Annotated in this window: 16 protein-coding genes and 1 pseudogene; 8 read left to right on the plus strand and 9 right to left on the minus strand. The window is 62.6% G+C overall.

All coding sequences use genetic code 11. From position 1 onward, the window contains the following. Window positions 1-30 precede the first annotated feature (30 nt). Complete coding sequence (pgm, locus tag OCL88_RS04280; protein ID WP_071416670.1) at window positions 31-1692, plus strand: phosphoglucomutase (alpha-D-glucose-1,6-bisphosphate-dependent); 1662 nt, start codon at window positions 31-33, stop codon at window positions 1690-1692. A gap of 159 nt (window positions 1693-1851) precedes the next feature. On the opposite strand, the gene OCL88_RS04285 is transcribed toward pgm, so the two are convergent. After that, a complete protein-coding gene (locus OCL88_RS04285) occupies window positions 1852-2457 on the minus strand; it encodes a malonic semialdehyde reductase (protein ID WP_031217109.1) in 606 nt (201 codons plus the stop codon). 257 nt (window positions 2458-2714) lie between these two features. On the opposite strand from OCL88_RS04285, the gene OCL88_RS04290 reads away from it, so the two are divergent. Continuing rightward, window positions 2715-4070, plus strand: coding sequence for a uracil-xanthine permease family protein (locus OCL88_RS04290; RefSeq protein ID WP_264961734.1), 1356 nt, complete (start codon window positions 2715-2717; stop codon window positions 4068-4070). 68 nt (window positions 4071-4138) lie between these two features. Here OCL88_RS04290 and OCL88_RS04295 read toward each other — a convergent pair whose 3' ends face one another. The 3 genes from OCL88_RS04295 to OCL88_RS04305 form a co-directional block, all read right to left on the minus strand. Further along, the gene (locus OCL88_RS04295; RefSeq protein ID WP_139770606.1) at window positions 4139-4468 is read right to left on the minus strand and encodes a hypothetical protein; all 330 of its coding nucleotides are present in this window, start codon (window positions 4466-4468) and stop codon (window positions 4139-4141) included. Between the two features lie 335 nt (window positions 4469-4803). Then, window positions 4804-5025, minus strand: a complete 222-nt coding sequence (locus tag OCL88_RS04300; RefSeq protein WP_021473232.1) for a helix-turn-helix domain-containing protein — start codon at window positions 5023-5025, stop codon at window positions 4804-4806. Then, window positions 5025-5516, minus strand: a complete 492-nt coding sequence (locus OCL88_RS04305; protein ID WP_021473231.1) for a DUF2975 domain-containing protein — start codon at window positions 5514-5516, stop codon at window positions 5025-5027. Before OCL88_RS04305 ends, OCL88_RS04300 begins: the two co-directional genes overlap by 1 nt. 225 nt (window positions 5517-5741) lie before the next feature. On the opposite strand from OCL88_RS04305, the pseudogene OCL88_RS04310 reads away from it, so the two are divergent. Beyond that, window positions 5742-6307: pseudogene (locus tag OCL88_RS04310) on the plus strand (type 1 glutamine amidotransferase domain-containing protein). 194 nt (window positions 6308-6501) lie between these two features. Next, window positions 6502-6828: a hypothetical protein gene (locus OCL88_RS04315; RefSeq protein WP_264961735.1), complete on the plus strand. Its 327-nt coding sequence runs from the start codon at window positions 6502-6504 to the stop codon at window positions 6826-6828. 42 nt (window positions 6829-6870) lie between these two features. Here the strand turns inward: OCL88_RS04315 and OCL88_RS04320 are convergent, their stop codons facing one another. Further along, on the minus strand, window positions 6871-7191 hold the full coding sequence (locus OCL88_RS04320; protein WP_166184646.1) for a type II toxin-antitoxin system PemK/MazF family toxin: 321 nt from the start codon (window positions 7189-7191) through the stop codon (window positions 6871-6873). After that, the gene (locus tag OCL88_RS04325) at window positions 7188-7376 is read right to left on the minus strand and encodes an antitoxin MazE family protein (RefSeq protein WP_264961736.1); all 189 of its coding nucleotides are present in this window, start codon (window positions 7374-7376) and stop codon (window positions 7188-7190) included. Before OCL88_RS04325 ends, OCL88_RS04320 begins: the two co-directional genes overlap by 4 nt. A gap of 114 nt (window positions 7377-7490) precedes the next feature. Between OCL88_RS04325 and OCL88_RS04330 the strand changes: the two genes are divergently transcribed. Then, window positions 7491-8042: a dihydrofolate reductase family protein gene (locus OCL88_RS04330; protein ID WP_264961737.1), complete on the plus strand. Its 552-nt coding sequence runs from the start codon at window positions 7491-7493 to the stop codon at window positions 8040-8042. Between the two features lie 819 nt (window positions 8043-8861). Here OCL88_RS04330 and OCL88_RS04335 read toward each other — a convergent pair. Then, window positions 8862-8996 (minus strand): hypothetical protein, encoded by a 135-nt coding sequence (locus tag OCL88_RS04335; protein ID WP_021473227.1) that lies wholly within the window; start codon window positions 8994-8996, stop codon window positions 8862-8864. A 214-nt stretch (window positions 8997-9210) separates the two neighbouring features. On the opposite strand from OCL88_RS04335, the gene OCL88_RS04340 reads away from it, so the two are divergent. Then, on the plus strand, window positions 9211-9954 hold the full coding sequence (locus OCL88_RS04340; RefSeq protein WP_021473226.1) for an MBL fold metallo-hydrolase: 744 nt from the start codon (window positions 9211-9213) through the stop codon (window positions 9952-9954). Window positions 9955-9992: 38 nt separating this feature from the next. After that, window positions 9993-10229 carry a DUF2630 family protein gene (locus OCL88_RS04345; protein ID WP_264961738.1) on the plus strand — a complete coding sequence of 79 codons (237 nt, stop codon included), beginning with the start codon at window positions 9993-9995 and terminating at the stop codon, window positions 10227-10229. Window positions 10230-10232: 3 nt separating this feature from the next. On the opposite strand, the gene OCL88_RS04350 is transcribed toward OCL88_RS04345, so the two are convergent. Beyond that, the gene (locus OCL88_RS04350; RefSeq protein ID WP_062094453.1) at window positions 10233-11375 is read right to left on the minus strand and encodes a glycerate kinase; all 1143 of its coding nucleotides are present in this window, start codon (window positions 11373-11375) and stop codon (window positions 10233-10235) included. A gap of 219 nt (window positions 11376-11594) precedes the next feature. Further along, complete coding sequence (locus OCL88_RS04355) at window positions 11595-12557, minus strand: D-2-hydroxyacid dehydrogenase family protein (protein WP_021473223.1); 963 nt, start codon at window positions 12555-12557, stop codon at window positions 11595-11597. A gap of 151 nt (window positions 12558-12708) precedes the next feature. On the opposite strand from OCL88_RS04355, the gene OCL88_RS04360 reads away from it, so the two are divergent. Further along, window positions 12709-14547 (plus strand): glycoside hydrolase family 2 protein, encoded by a 1839-nt coding sequence (locus OCL88_RS04360; RefSeq protein WP_264961740.1) that lies wholly within the window; start codon window positions 12709-12711, stop codon window positions 14545-14547. Window positions 14548-14569: the final 22 nt, after the last annotated feature.

Raw genomic sequence — 14569 nt, forward strand, 5'->3', positions numbered from 1 at the left:
GGGCGGGCGGGGGTCTGGCATGCTGGTCCAATGGCTAGCCGAGCGGGCACAGTTGCCCTTCCCCAGGACCTTGTTGACATTACTGCCCTGCTGGACGCGTACTTCGACGTCACCCCGGATCCGGGCGACCCATCACAGCGCGTGGCATTCGGAACGTCGGGCCACCGTGGTTCCAGCCTGAAGGCTTCCTTCAACGAAGCCCACATTCTTGCCATCACGCAGGCGATCGTTGAATACCGGGGCCGCCAGGGCATCACCGGGCCGTTGTTCATTGGCCGCGACACCCACGCCCTGAGTGAGCCCGCGCAGAACTCCGCGCTGGAGGTGCTGGCCGCCAATGGCGTCACCGTCCTGGTTGATGCCCGCCACGGCTACACGCCCACGCCCGCATTGAGCCACGCAATCCTTAAGTACAACCGTGAAGCAGCGCCGGGCACCCCGCAGGCAGACGGCATCGTAGTCACCCCCAGCCACAACCCGCCCGCCGACGGCGGCTTCAAATACAACCCGCCGCACGGTGGCCCTGCCGACACCGATGCCACCGGATGGATCGCCGAGCGTGCCAACCAGCTTCTGGAAAACGGCCTCCGCGGGGTCAAGCGCATTCCCCTGAACGATGCCCTGGCTGCTGACACCACGGGCAAGTTCGACTTCCTCAGCAGCTACGTTGACGATCTCCCTTCCGTGCTGGACCTGGACGCCATCCGCAACGCAGGTGTCCGGATCGGCGCGGACCCCATGGGCGGAGCCTCCGTGGACTACTGGGGCGAGATCGGCGAGCGCCACCAGCTGAACCTGACGGTAGTGAACCCCACGGTGGATCCCCAGTGGGCCTTCATGACCCTCGACTGGGACGAGAAGATCCGTATGGACTGCTCGTCGCCGTCCGCCATGGCCTCCCTGATTCAGCGGATGTCCCTGGGTGCTGACGGCAAGGCTGCCTACGACGTCGCAACCGGTAACGACGCCGACGCCGACCGCCATGGCATCGTCACACCTGATGGTGGCCTGATGAACCCGAACCATTACCTCGCCGTCGCCATCGACTACCTTTACCGGAACCGCAGCGGCTGGAACCCGGATTCCGTGGTGGGCAAGACGCTGGTTTCTTCATCCATCATTGACCGGGTTGCTGCCGGGCTTGGCCGCAAGCTGGTGGAGGTTCCGGTGGGCTTCAAGTGGTTTGTGCCGGGCCTTCTGTCCGGTGAAGGCGCGTTCGGCGGCGAGGAATCCGCGGGAGCTTCCTTCAACAAGCGCGACGGCAGCGTTTGGACCACGGACAAGGACGGCATCCTGCTGGCGCTGCTGGCCTCGGAAATCACTGCGGTCACCGGTTCTTCGCCGTCCCAGCTGTACAAGGGACTGACCGACCAGTTCGGCGCCCCCGTCTACGCCCGCATTGATGCCGTCGCCACCCGCGAGCAGAAGACCAAGCTCGGCAAGCTCTCCGCGGCAGACGTCACCGCCACCACACTGGCCGGCGAGGAGATCACTGCCAAGCTCACGGAAGCCCCCGGCAACGGCGCCCCGATTGGTGGCCTCAAGGTGGTCACCGAGAACGCATGGTTCGCAGCCCGCCCGTCCGGCACCGAGGACGTGTACAAGATCTACGCCGAGTCCTTCAAGGGCGCCGACCATCTGAAGCAGGTCCAGGAAGAAGCCAAGGCCCTGGTGGACGCAGTCATCGCCTAGCTGTGGTTGGTGGACGGGATGTGATAGAGCGATCCTCCAGTCCGGTTCCTCTATCACATCCCGGCACCTTTCCCCCATCGCTCTATCACATCCCGGCCCTTAAACGCCGATGCTCCTGCACTTTCGGGTGCAGGAGCATCGGCGTTTAAGGGGATCAGACTAGACCGTACGGACAACCTCGTCGTAGGCGAACTTCGGCTTGGCTTCGCCCCAAGCGTCCGGTCCGGGCTGACCGATGTTCACGATCAGGAAGCTCTTCTGGTCGCCGGCGGGGAAGAATTCGGCGTCGATCGCAGCGAAGTCCGCCCCGGTCATCGGGCCGGCGGCGAAACCGAGCGAGCGGACAGCCAGGATGAAGTAGCCGGCCTGCAGGTGTGCATTGTTGTTGCCGGTGGCGGCGGCGAGTTCGGCGTCGCCGTCGTACATTGCCTTGGGCGCGCCGTAGGCGGGGAGGAACTTGTCCCACTGACCGTGCCAATCGGTGTCGTAGGACAGAATGGCCACCAGCGGAGCGGAAGCGGTCTTGGCCTGGTTGCCGCGGGAAAGGTGGTCCACCAACTTGGCGCGTGCCTCGTCCGAGCGGACGTAGGTCACGCGGAGCGGCTGGGAGTTGAAGGCGGTGGGACCATATTTGGTGAGCTCGTAGATGGCGCGGGCCTGCTCGTCCGTGACCTCACCGGAGAAAGTATTGGCGGTACGGGCTTCGGCAAAAATGGCGTCGACTGCTGCGGCGTCAATGACTGCTTCTTCGTGTGCAATCGTCATGGATGAACCTTTCGCTGTGTCCTTGCCTTGCGGTGCGGCCCGGACGCTTCTGCTTTCCATGGTTGCAACGGGGGCCTCGGCTGTCCTCTTCCCATGACGGCCCGTGACGTTGGGCACAGTTGGCGACTCCGTGTGTCGTGCCGTAGCTGGACAGGACGACTTTCCGGCCCCAACCGCAGATACGGCGCCTAGGGCAAGCCACGCAACGGCGGTAATGTTGCACCGAACCCAAAACATTCTTCTGAGGAAGGCCTGCCATGAGCATGCTCGGCATCAAATGGAAGCTCCACGGCGACGGCAAGACCATCCGGCCAGGCCACGTGGTGTCCCCCGACGAGCGGCTCGCGTGGCCCCTTACCATCGGCGTCGGCATGCAGCACGTCGTAGCGATGTTCGGAGCAACCTTCCTCGTACCGATCATCACCGGCATGCCCCCGGCCACCACGCTGTTCTTCTCCGGCGTCGGCACACTGTTGTTCCTGGTGATCACCAAGGGTCGGGTGCCCAGCTATCTGGGGTCGAGCTTCGCATTCATCGCACCCATCATGGCGTCCCAGCAGCAGTACGGCGTTGCCGGCGCCTTGGGCGGCGTGGTGCTTGCCGGCGTCGTACTGGCTCTTATTGGCGCCGTGGTGCAGAAATTCGGTGCCGAATGGATCAACCGGCTGATGCCGCCGATCGTCACCGGTGCAATCGTGGCGCTGATCGGCTTGAACCTCGCGCCTGCAGCCAAGAACAACTTCGACCTCGCCCCGGTGACGGCGCTGATCACCCTGGTGACGATCATCCTGGTCAGCGTGCTGTTCCGCGGGATCCTGGGCCGGCTTAGCATTCTGGTGGGCGTCGTGGTGGGCTATCTCGTGGCGATGATGCGCGGCGAAGTCAGCTACGAGAAGATGGACGCCGCCGCGTGGATCGGCCTCCCAACGTTCCAGACGCCCGAGTTCCACCTCGGCGTGGTGGGCCTGTTCGTACCCGTCGTCCTCGTGCTGGTGGCTGAGAACGTCGGGCACGTGAAGTCTGTAGCTGCGATGACGGGGCAAAACCTCGACGGCGTCTCCGGACGCGCGTTGATGGCCGACGGCGCCGCGACGGTACTTGCTGGATTCGGCGGCGGCTCCGGCACCACGACGTACGCGGAAAACATCGGCGTTATGGCCGCTACCAAGGTCTATTCGACGGCGGCCTACTGGGTGGCCGGTATCTTCGCGATCCTGCTGAGCTTCTCGCCGAAGTTCGGTGAGCTGATCGCGACCGTCCCCGCCGGCGTCCTGGGCGGTGCCGCCACCATGCTGTACGGCATGATCGGCATCCTCGGCGTGAAGATCTGGGTCCAGAACAAAGTCAACTTCTCCAACCCGATCAACCTCACCACGGCTGCAGTGGCCTTGATCATCGGTATCGCGGACTACACATGGACTATCGGCGAACTGAAGTTCACGGGCATTGCCCTTGGCTCTGCTGCTGCCTTGGTGATCTACCACGGCATGAAGGGCCTGGCCCGTTGGCGCGGGACCGTGGCCGAACCCGAAACCGAGACCGAGGGGCTGCCGCCGGCAGTGAAGTCGGCGATGAACGCCGCAGCGAAGCGCAGCGGGAAGAAGGGGAAATAGGAGGCTGGGACCACTTTCGTGGCCTCCTTACCGCGACCCTGTCCTCGCTTCCGGCGACCACTCGCATCTCATGATGCGGCGAACTTCAGTTCAGCAGCTACTAACAGCTTGTGCGCCCACTCGACGCACTTGGATGACTTAGCCCGCGTAAGACTTGAGACGTTATACCCAGCCTTTGTTTTCTCACCTAGGAGACGGGCCAATGCGGCGTTCTCGCCCACGGCCTCCTTGGGAGTTTTCACGGCGTCTGCATGGTTCTCACTCTTGGAGTGCCTACCGAGCTTGAGAATGCAGAATGCATCCGAGGCGGCGATTCCTGCATGCACAGCCAGTGTTGCGATGACGTCCGCATAAGCTTCTTCGGCATTCAGGGTGCCTATAGTTTCCGCCGCTTCCAAGAAGACCCGCGCGCCCTCCAAGCGCGTCTGAGCATCAGTAAGTGCACTCGCTAGGCCGCCGCCTTACCGGCAAGCCGTCGCCTGAGCCAACCTTCGTCGCCATAGACATGAATTCCTTCGCTTGTGATGGAATCAAAGATTGGCGCAACGTGTACTTCTGACCTGCAGAGGACTCAAAGGCCACAGACCTATCCTCTGTGAAAGGAACTCGATGAAAAGATCGGTCCCCTTTGCCGCTTGGATCACCAAGTCCGCCAACATATGGCGTGGGTTCAGTGCGAACTTGGTGCGGTTCCCACCCCTTGCAGTCAGCCGCGAGGCCGAAGGCCACGGCGTCAGCGGTTAGCCGGGACCTCAGCCTCCCATCGCAACAAGTCCCCCGGCTGGCACTCCAACACCTCGCACAGTGCTTCGAGGGTGGTGAACCGTACAGCCTTCGCGCGCCCGTTCTTCAACACGGCAAGGTTGGCAGGAGTAATTCCAACCCGTTCCGCCAAGACGCCGGCAGGCATCTTCCGCTTGGCCAGCATCACGTCAATGTCCACGACGATCGGCATCAGATCACCTCGTCGAGTTCAGCGCGGAGACCGGCAGCCTCAACGTCTCGCGCTACAGCCTGGGCCAGCAGGGTCCGCAGCACCAGAATCACCAAGGCGACACCGCCAACCATGAGCGCTGCACCGCAGATCAACAACACGACCCCCGGGGCTACGTCACCCGGGGCCAGCAGAACGGCAATGGAAAACACCAACACCGCCGCTGCTGAAACAGCCCAAAAGATGATGTCCACGAATTTGAAGGCCCCGTTCGAGAAGACCGTGCCGCGGCGCACCATCGTGAGTAGCTTCCAAACACATACGGCCACTACCTGCACGCACAGGATGCCCAGGACAACGATCACCAGGAAGGCTATCCGTGCCGCCTCCGGCGCGCCGGCCTGCTCCAGATCTGCCGAAAGTAATGGGACCATCCACACCTGAACAAACAGCGACCCCGCCAACACAACGCCGATCACCAACCGGAGCGCCAGCACTGCCAGCCTTCCCATACCTACCCTTTCTATCGAACAACAATCAAAGGTTATCGTTAAACGATAAGTAAGGTAAGTAGCCCTGCCATAGAACTTAATAGTCAGCTTGCTTATTACTTTCGGTTTTCTTAGGCTGGATCAGGTCAGGCAAACAACTCTCAGAGCAACGGCAGCACCTTGTGCCAGCCGGGGTTTCGGACGCCAGAAGCGTCCGAGACCTAGCAGCAAACAGGAGGAGGAAGAATGTCAGAACACAACATTGCAGGCAAGAAGGTCGCCTTCCTGTTGACGGACGGCGTGGAGCAGGTGGAGCTCACCAGCCCATGGCAGGCCGTTAAGGACGCCGGAGGCGAACCCACCCTCGTCGCCCTCGAAAAGGGCAAGCTCCAAGGCTTCAACGGCGTGGATAAGGGGACACCTTCGATGTCGACCTCGCCGTAGCGGACGCAGACGCATCAGACTTTGACGCCCTGGTCCTCCCGGGCGGCGTGGTGAACGCCGACCACCTCCGCGTCGACAAGGACGCGCAGAACTTCACCCGCGCTTTCTTCGAGCAGCACAAGCCGGTGGCATCAATTTGCCACGGCCCGTGGATCCTCATTGAAGCCGGCGTCATCAAGGGACGCAACGTCACGTCGTACCACACGCTCCAGACGGATCTCCGCAACGCCGGCGCCAACTGGAGCGACGAGGAAGTCGTCGTCGATCAGGGCCTGGTCACCAGCCGCAACCCTGACGACCTCCCGGCCTTCAACAGCAAGCTCGTCGAGGAAATCTCCGAGGGCCAGCACGCTGGCCAGACAGCGTAGCGCTACCCGCGCACGACCCACACACGGCAAGTGCCGCCGTCGTAGTTCACAAGACTTACGACGGCGGCACTTGCCTCCCCCACGCACCGCACCACCGCATCAAACAGCAAATGCAGGACCAGCTTCTCGTCGCAATGTTGCGTAGATCACATTCGATGCTTAGGCTGGGGAGGCTGCAGCGTGGCAGCTACCCAATGAAAGGCAACACATTGACCAGCGAGAAGCTCTCCGTAGTTGTTCGCGTCGACGTTGACGGCGAACAGATCCAGATCGCAGCGACCGGTCGCGTTACCCTCACCAGCCTTCAGGGCCTCTACCCCGTGGTTCAGCGCACCAAGAGCCTGGGCGGCGGCCTGGACGTTCGGATGGATCTTTCGGAAGCCACAGTTGATGCCGATGCACTGGACGAACTACAGCTTTACGCGGGCCTTTGCGAGATTCCCGTTTTGCTCAGCCCGGAGAAGAGCAACGTAACAGCACTCCCCTCCCGCACACCGCGACTGACGACTGCCGCCGCCTAGCGGGAAGGCGCGGATTGCCAGACACCTTCCACTCAGCCCTTGCTAAGCAATGCCAAGGAAGACCAGCAGCGCCCTTTCAACCTCCACCATCTGAACTGGCGCAAGACGCCCAACGCGCGTCTGCACGCTGGCGCGGCGGACGGTGGTCAGCTTGTCGATCATAATGTGACTCTCGCGCACAAGGCCTGAAAGTTCAGAGGGCTGGACAGGGATTCTCAATAATGGAATGTCCACAAGTGTCGACGTCAACGGCAGGACAGTCAGAGAGTCGTTGGCGTCGAAGCGATCATCCTGAATAACCAGGGCGGGACGTGGCTTCGAGGCAAAAACACCTCCCGCAACAGTCCAGATCTCACCCCTCACTCGTCATCCCAGGAAACGGACACGGCCTCGATCCACTCTTGGTCGTCGGAGTGCTTGGCAGCGTCCGCCGCCATAGCCGACTGCCGATGTGCCTCCGCAGCGAAGTTCTTGGCACGCGTATCGGGAACCCAGACCTGTATGGACCGGAAGCCCGCCTCACGCATGCGCCGGCGATGCTCACTCACTCGCTCTCTTACACTCATGCGGTTAACGTTACATGTAACAGCGAATAGGCAATAGACTTCCTTCGCTGACCGACAATAACTACAGTGGGCCTGACGTTCGATCTGGAGGCATTCATGCGCAAAGTCACCGCTGGGCTCTTCCACTCCGTGGACGGCGCGATTCAGGACCCTTTCAAGTTTCAGTTCGACAGCTTCGATGCGGAGCTCGGTCAGGGTCTCGGCAAGATGATCACCACAGTAGACACCGTGGTGTTGGGGCGGGTGAGCTACCAGGAATGGGCCCAGTACTGGCCCAACGCGTCACAGGATGACGACTTCGCGAACTTCATCAACCCTGTCGAGAAGTACGTCGCATCGCGGACGTTGACCGAGCCGCTGGAATGGCAGAACTCGCACCTGATCGACGGCGACGTCGAGGATTTCGTCACGGAACTCAAGTCCCGTGACGGCGGGGAAATCGCAGTCTGCGGAAGCATATCCCTAGTCCGGCAGCTCTTCTTCGCCGGCGTCCTGGACGAATTGACCCTCATGACCCATCCCGTGATTGCCGGGAGCGGCCGCCGCCTCTTCGAGGAGGGCGCCCCCCTCAGTCGGCTGCTACTCAAGGACCAGTACGCCACCTCAAAGGGCAACGTCATCACCACTTACAGTCTGCGCAAGGACTAAAAGCCCGACGCCGGCCCCCCGCACTGCGCCTTGGCTCACCGGCGCGCGCGACCACAGAAAGCAGCGCGCCCTGCCGGAACGCGGCCAGGACGCGCCGTTTCGAATGCCTAGTGGCTACCGGTCACCGTCTGCCAAGGAAGGTTCTTGGCGTTACATAGCAGCGCAGGTGACTCGCCCATTGACGCCAGCTCATCCTTGAGCCCCTGCCTGACGCCTTGACCATATGACTGGACCCGACCACCCTCCGGGTATGCCGCATCCGGGTCATCATTCAGTCCCGAAAAAGAACAAATGGAGTTCGAGTTCTGCGGACCCTGTTCCACTTTCCCGGCGGCGAAAGCCGGTGTGGCCGACAGCGCCGTCAGCGCGCCGACGCACAGTGCAGCAGAGAGAATTCTGATTCGCATTGCATTACCTCGCTTCGTTAGACGTGGCGTGCGCTCCCCAGCCAGCCCGACGCAGGTTGGATAAACCTAGCGCATGAAACCCCCGGTGTTAAGAGCCGGCCGCTTTACACACCCGCGGGGGCGGTGGGCTCGTAAGCCAATGCGCCGCACGACTGGAAGCAGAGTACCCAGGGCCCGCCGTCGTCGGATATCGAGGATCGGCGCCGAAAGGGACCAAGAAATTCACTGGAACTCAAAATATGCCGACGCGCACTTCAAGAGGACGGATCCTCGAAGTTTTTGTGCGGCACATTAAGCCGCTCGCCTGAATTATGCAAGCAGGTTTTGCTAACCACATTAGAAATTCTGCATTTGCAGTGAGCCGCAAGGAGGGCCCCGTCGCGGCTAGGAGTCCGGACGGGGCCAGCTCTTGCTAGCGCTGGTTCTTGCGCGGCTTGGTGAAGATGTTGCCGCTGCTCTCAGCCTTTGCCCTTTTTTCGGCGCGCTTTTCCAGGATGGTCTTTCCAGCCTTCTTGGCAGCACCGCCGCCAGGCGTTTTTCTGGCCATGGATAATTACTCCTTTCAAACTCGCAGTAACTTCACCATACCTAATTTTATTTTTTTATCCAGTCCGCTTTTTTCGCAGGAAATTCCTGCGCACAAAAAGTCGCCCCGCCCACCATCCAAGCGCCTACCTCAGGCACACCCTTGCCCCCAAATACTAAGGATGCTTATGGTGGGAAGGACCCGCCGTTCGTGTGGAGCACCCAGGAGGACCATCATGACCATGACCGAGGTCGCCGACGGCGTGCACCGCTTCTCGGATGCCTACGTCAACTTCTACGTTGTTGAGGGCCGGGAAGGACTCACCCTGGTGGATTCCGGCCTGCCGGCAATGTGGACGCCGTTGGAACGTGCCCTGCAAGGGCAGGGCTTCTCGCTCCAAGATATCCGCGCGCTGGTATTGACTCACGCGCACTTCGACCACCTTGGCCTTGCCAAACGGCTGCATCTGGAGCTCAAGATCCCCGTTTGGGTGCATGCAGAGGACGCCTTCATCGCCAAACACCCCTACCGCTACCGCCACGAACGCTCACGCTTTGTCTTTTCACTGACGCACCCGAGGGGCCTGCCGGTAATGGCAAGCATGGCCAGGGCCGGCGCCTTGAAGGTTCCGGGCATCGATGATGTTCGGCATTTTCCGGGTACTGGCGCACTTCCGGTTCCTGGCAGCCCGGAGATCGTGTTCTCACCCGGGCACACCAGCGGACACTGCGCCTTGTTCCTGAGGGAGCGCGGCATCCTATTCAGCGGAGATGCGCTGGTCACCCTGGACCCTTATACCCAAAACAAGGGACCCCGCATTGTGGCAGGAGCGGCGACCGCGGACAGCGCGTTGAACCTGGCGTCGCTCAAACAGCTGGCCGCCACCAAGGCCGAGCTCGTACTCCCGGGCCATGGCGAACCGTGGACCGGCGGAGTGGAAGCAGCAGTGTCCATAGCCCGCGCCAACGGCCCCGCCTGAGCACTAACCGAAGAAAGCAAGCAACAGAGGAGACAGTCATGGACAACCAAGACATTCTGGAACGCATTCAGTCACTGGTGGAAGAAGAACACCGACTTCGCGACGAAGCAGTGGACGACGGCGATGACAACCGGGCACGGCTTGCCCAGGTAGAGACCCAGCTGGACCAATGCTGGGACCTCCTCCGCCAGCGCCGCGCGAAGCTGGATGCCGGTGAGGACCCGGACGAAGCCGAAGCCCGCCCCATCAGCGAAGTGGAGGGCTACCGCCAGTAGCTCCTAAGCGCCCTCAAGCACCTGGCTCGTGGCCCACGCAACGTACTTTCCGGCGTTGGCCACCGCATCCGCAACATCGGGAAGTCCGTCCTTGCGCTGGGCTACGTCCAGCAGCTGGGCGGCAGCCACGATGCCGTGCTTTGCCAAGTCCTCCGGCGTGACCGTGATGCGGCCGGCAACAGCCACCACCGGGATGCCATGCACGCTGGCAGCGTCGGCCAGCGCAATCGGGGCCTTGCCCGTGAGCGATTGCTCATCCATGGACCCTTCACCGGTGATCACCAGGTCGGCCTCAGCCAAGTGCTTCGCCAAGCCCGTCAGGCCCGCCACGAGGGCGAACCCGCCTTCCAGCGCGGAATCGGTGAAGGCAAGGAACGACGCCGGGAAGCCACCTGCCGCCCCCGCACCCGGAACGTTCACGTCGCGGCCCGTGGATTCCCGCAGGAGCGATGCCCAGTTGCGGAGTCCGGCGTCGAGCTTTTCGACAGCCTCTTCATCGGCACCCTTCTGGGGGCCGAAAACATGGGCGGCGCCTTCGGTGCCGTACAGCGGGTTTTGGACGTCGACGGCGATCCGGAACTTGACGCTGGACAGCCTCGGGTCGAGCCCGGATACGTCCAAGGCGACGACGTCGACCAAGGAACCTCCGCCAAGCGGCACTACGTTGCCTGCCGAGTCCACGGGCTTGAGCCCCAGGGCACGCAAGGCTCCGCTGCCGCCGTCGGACATTGCCGAGCCGCCCAAGCCCAGCACTATCTCGGTGGCACCGGCGTCGAGGGCGGCGGCGATGAGCTGGCCGCAACCGTAGCTATGGGCGCGCAGGGAGTTCTCCGGGGTGGGTTCCATGTGTGCAAGGCCGGAGGCCTGGGCAGTCTCGATGACCGCTGTCGCTCCACCGAAGGAGTTCTTTTGAATGGCCCACGAGGCGCCGACGGGTTTGAGGATCGGGCCAACAACGGCGTTGTTCCGCTCTTCGTAACCAGCGGCGATGGCGGCGTCGAGGGTGCCTTCGCCGCCATCGGCTACGGGGAATTGGGTAGTGACGGCGTCCGGGTAGACGCGGAGGGCACCTTCTGCCATGGCTGACGCGGCTTCGGCGGCGGTCAGTGATCCCTTGAACTTGTCAGGGGCGATGAGGATACGCATGGATCTATCTTGCCAGTCCTTGGTGGGAAAGCGCTTGCCGATCGCGTAATGAGTCGCATAATGAGACGTGTTTCGGCGCCGGGTTAGTTGGCGGCGAGGGGGTCGCATCCTTTTCCGCCAACCGCTACCGTAGCAACGGGAGCGGCAAGCGCGAAGGGGTGCGCCGTCGCGTCGTAACGGGTGCGATCAGCGCTAACGGGTGCGCCACAGCGCCCTGGCTCAGCCGTTCAACACCCGGACAGGGGTGTCCGCCAGCCAGCCCTTGACGTCCTCGAACGCCCCTCCGTAGAACTGGCGGTAGCTTTCGTGCGTCACATAGCCAATGTGCGGCGAGAGGACTGTCCGTGGGGAATGCAGCAGCGCGTGCCCTGCCGGGAGCGGCTCATCGTCGAAAACGTCCAGCGCAGCCCCGCGGATCCACCCTTCCTCCAGCGCCCGGATCAGCGCAGCCTCGTCCACCAAAGGTCCGCGGGCGGTGTTGACCAGCAAACCTTCGGGACCAAGGAGGCGCAACTCGTTGGCTCCCACAATCCCCCTGGTACGTTCCGAAAGCCGCAGGTGGAGCGTGACGACGTCGGACTCGCGGAACAGCTCCTCCTTAGTGACCTTTCGGGCACCGGCAGCCTTCGCGGTTTCAGACGTGAGGTTCTGGCTCCAGGCCAGGACGTCCATGCCGAACGCCTGCGCGTACCGGGCGATCCGGGAGCCGATCTTGCCCAGGCCAACAATTCCGAGCGTCTTTCCTTCGAGTTCAAACCCGACGGCGGACTGCCACCCGCCTGCCCGGAGCGAGTTCTCCTCCGCCACAAGGTTGCGGGCGAATGCCAATAAGAGGGCCCAGGTCATCTCCGGAGCTGCTGCCGGGGACCCGGCCGTACCGCACACCACGATGCCACGCTCAGATGCGGCATCCATGTCGATCGCCGCGTTGGCCATCCCCGTGGTGACCAGGAGTTGCAGGTTGCCCAGCTCTTCGAGGACATGACGCGGGAATCGGGTGCGTTCGCGCATGGCAACGATGATGTCGAACGGCGCCAATGCCGCCACCGCCTGCTCCTCCGACACGAAAGGTGCGCTGAAGACCGTGACCTTCACGCCGTCGTCGAGCAGTGAATCCCACGGCGCGTAATCGCTGGAGACCTGCTGGTAGTCGTCAAGGATGGCCAAGCGGTACTGGGTCACGTCAATCTCCTTGCGGCGGCTGGACTGTATTAACCAGACTCTCATGCCACGACTTTCCTCGCGGATAATCCACATAGCCGCCCAAACCCTCGCATCCGGACGCGAAAGATTCTAACGTTGTAAAAACGAGCCCGCCTTCTAAGGAGCTGCCTTGACAGTCGCCAGCAACCACGCCCTTCCCAAACCTGAGCACCCGCGGCCGCAACTGGTCCGGGACACCTGGCTGAACCTCAACGGCAGGTGGGGATTCGAGATCGACGCCGGTGACTCAGGATGGGAGCGCGGCCTCTCCACACGGGAGCTCACCGGGGAGATCCTGGTTCCCTTCGCTCCCGAGTCGGCCCTGTCCGGCGTAGAGCACGTGGATTTCATGGAGGCCGTTTGGTACCGGCGCACCATCACCGTTCCCGGGGAGTGGGCCGGCAAGAAGGTCCTGCTCCATTTCGGCGCCGTGGATCACGACGCCACGGTATGGGTCAACGGAGTGGAGGTGGCCCGGCATCGCGGCGGCTTCACGCCCTTCACGGCAGATCTCAGCGGACTGGCCGAACCCGGCGAGGACGCAGTGCTGGTGGTGCGGGCCAGGGACTCCCGGCATGAGATGCAGGCACGCGGCAAGCAAGCCACTTGGTACAACAACACCCATTGCCAGTACACGCGCACCACGGGGATCTGGCAGACGGTGTGGCTTGAAGCCGTTCCCGAGGTCCACATCAAGCACCTCCGGATCACTCCCAACCTTGCCGATTCCAGTCTGGCTCTAGAGGTTCCCCTCTCGCAGAACCGCGCAGGCCACACCATCAAGGCCATCCTCAGGAACGCCGGCACCACCGTAGCGGAAGCGTCGGTGCGGGCGGACCTGGACCTATCGCCATCGCTCCGGCTCGGCATACCGCAGGATGAACTCCGGCCGTGGTCACCCGAGGATCCCTTCCTGTATGACCTTGAGGTGGCCATCGAGGACGCCACTGGTTCGCCGGTGGACCAGGTGGCCAGCTACGCCGCCGTCAGGTCCGTGGCACTGGACGGCAAGGTGGTGCGCATCAACGGCAAGCCCGTATTCCAGCGGCTCGTTCTGGACCAGGGCTACTGGCCGGACTCACTCATGACGTCGCCGGACGATGCAGCGCTGGTCAAGGACATCGAACTCTCCATGGCCGCAGGTTTCAACGGTGCCCGGCTTCACCAGAAGGTCTTCGAGGAGCGTTTCCTTTACCACGCGGATCGCTTGGGCTACCTCGTCTGGGGCGAGTTCGGGGACTGGGGCGTGTCCGGCGGGGGTACGGTCGGCCACAACCAGAAACCGACGGCGAGTTTCGTTGCCCAGTGGTTGGAGGTGCTGCAGCGCGACTTCAACCATCCGTCCATCATCGGCTGGTGCCCGCTCAATGAAACACACCAGCTCCTCCATGACCGCATCACTGTGCTGGACGACGTCACGCAGGCCATGTTCCTTGCCACCAAACTGGCCGATCCCACGCGCCCGGTGATCGATGCCTCGGGCTACTCCCACCGCGTCCGGGAGACGGACATCTACGATTCCCACTCCTACGAGCAGGATCCGGACAAGTTCCGCCTCCAGCAGGAGGGCCTCGCCGCCGGCAAGCCTTTCCTCAACCGCACCCCCGACGGCGGGGATTACTCGGTCCCCTACGCCGGCCAGCCCTACTTCGTCTCCGAGTTCGGGGGTATCTGGTGGAACGAGGAAGAGGCCAGGCAGGCCGCTGAGGCCGGCAATGATGTGGCGAGTTCCTGGGGCTACGGTCAGCGCGTGGCCAGCGAAGAGGAATTCCATGAACGGTTCGAAGGCCTGTGCCGCGTCCTCCTGGAGAACGCGGAGATGTTCGGGTACTGCTACACCCAGTTGACCGACGTCTTCCAGGAGAAGAACGGTATCTTCACGTTCGATCGCGGCCCCAAGTTCGACCTTGAACGCATCCGGGCGGCACAGCTGCGCCCCGCGGCCATCGAGGGCGAACAGGATCTCTGACTCGACTAACGAGTGGCCAAGG

Source organism: Paenarthrobacter sp. PAE-2, from assembly GCF_026013155.1.
Taxonomy (GTDB): Bacteria; Actinomycetota; Actinomycetes; order Actinomycetales; family Micrococcaceae; genus Arthrobacter; species Arthrobacter ureafaciens.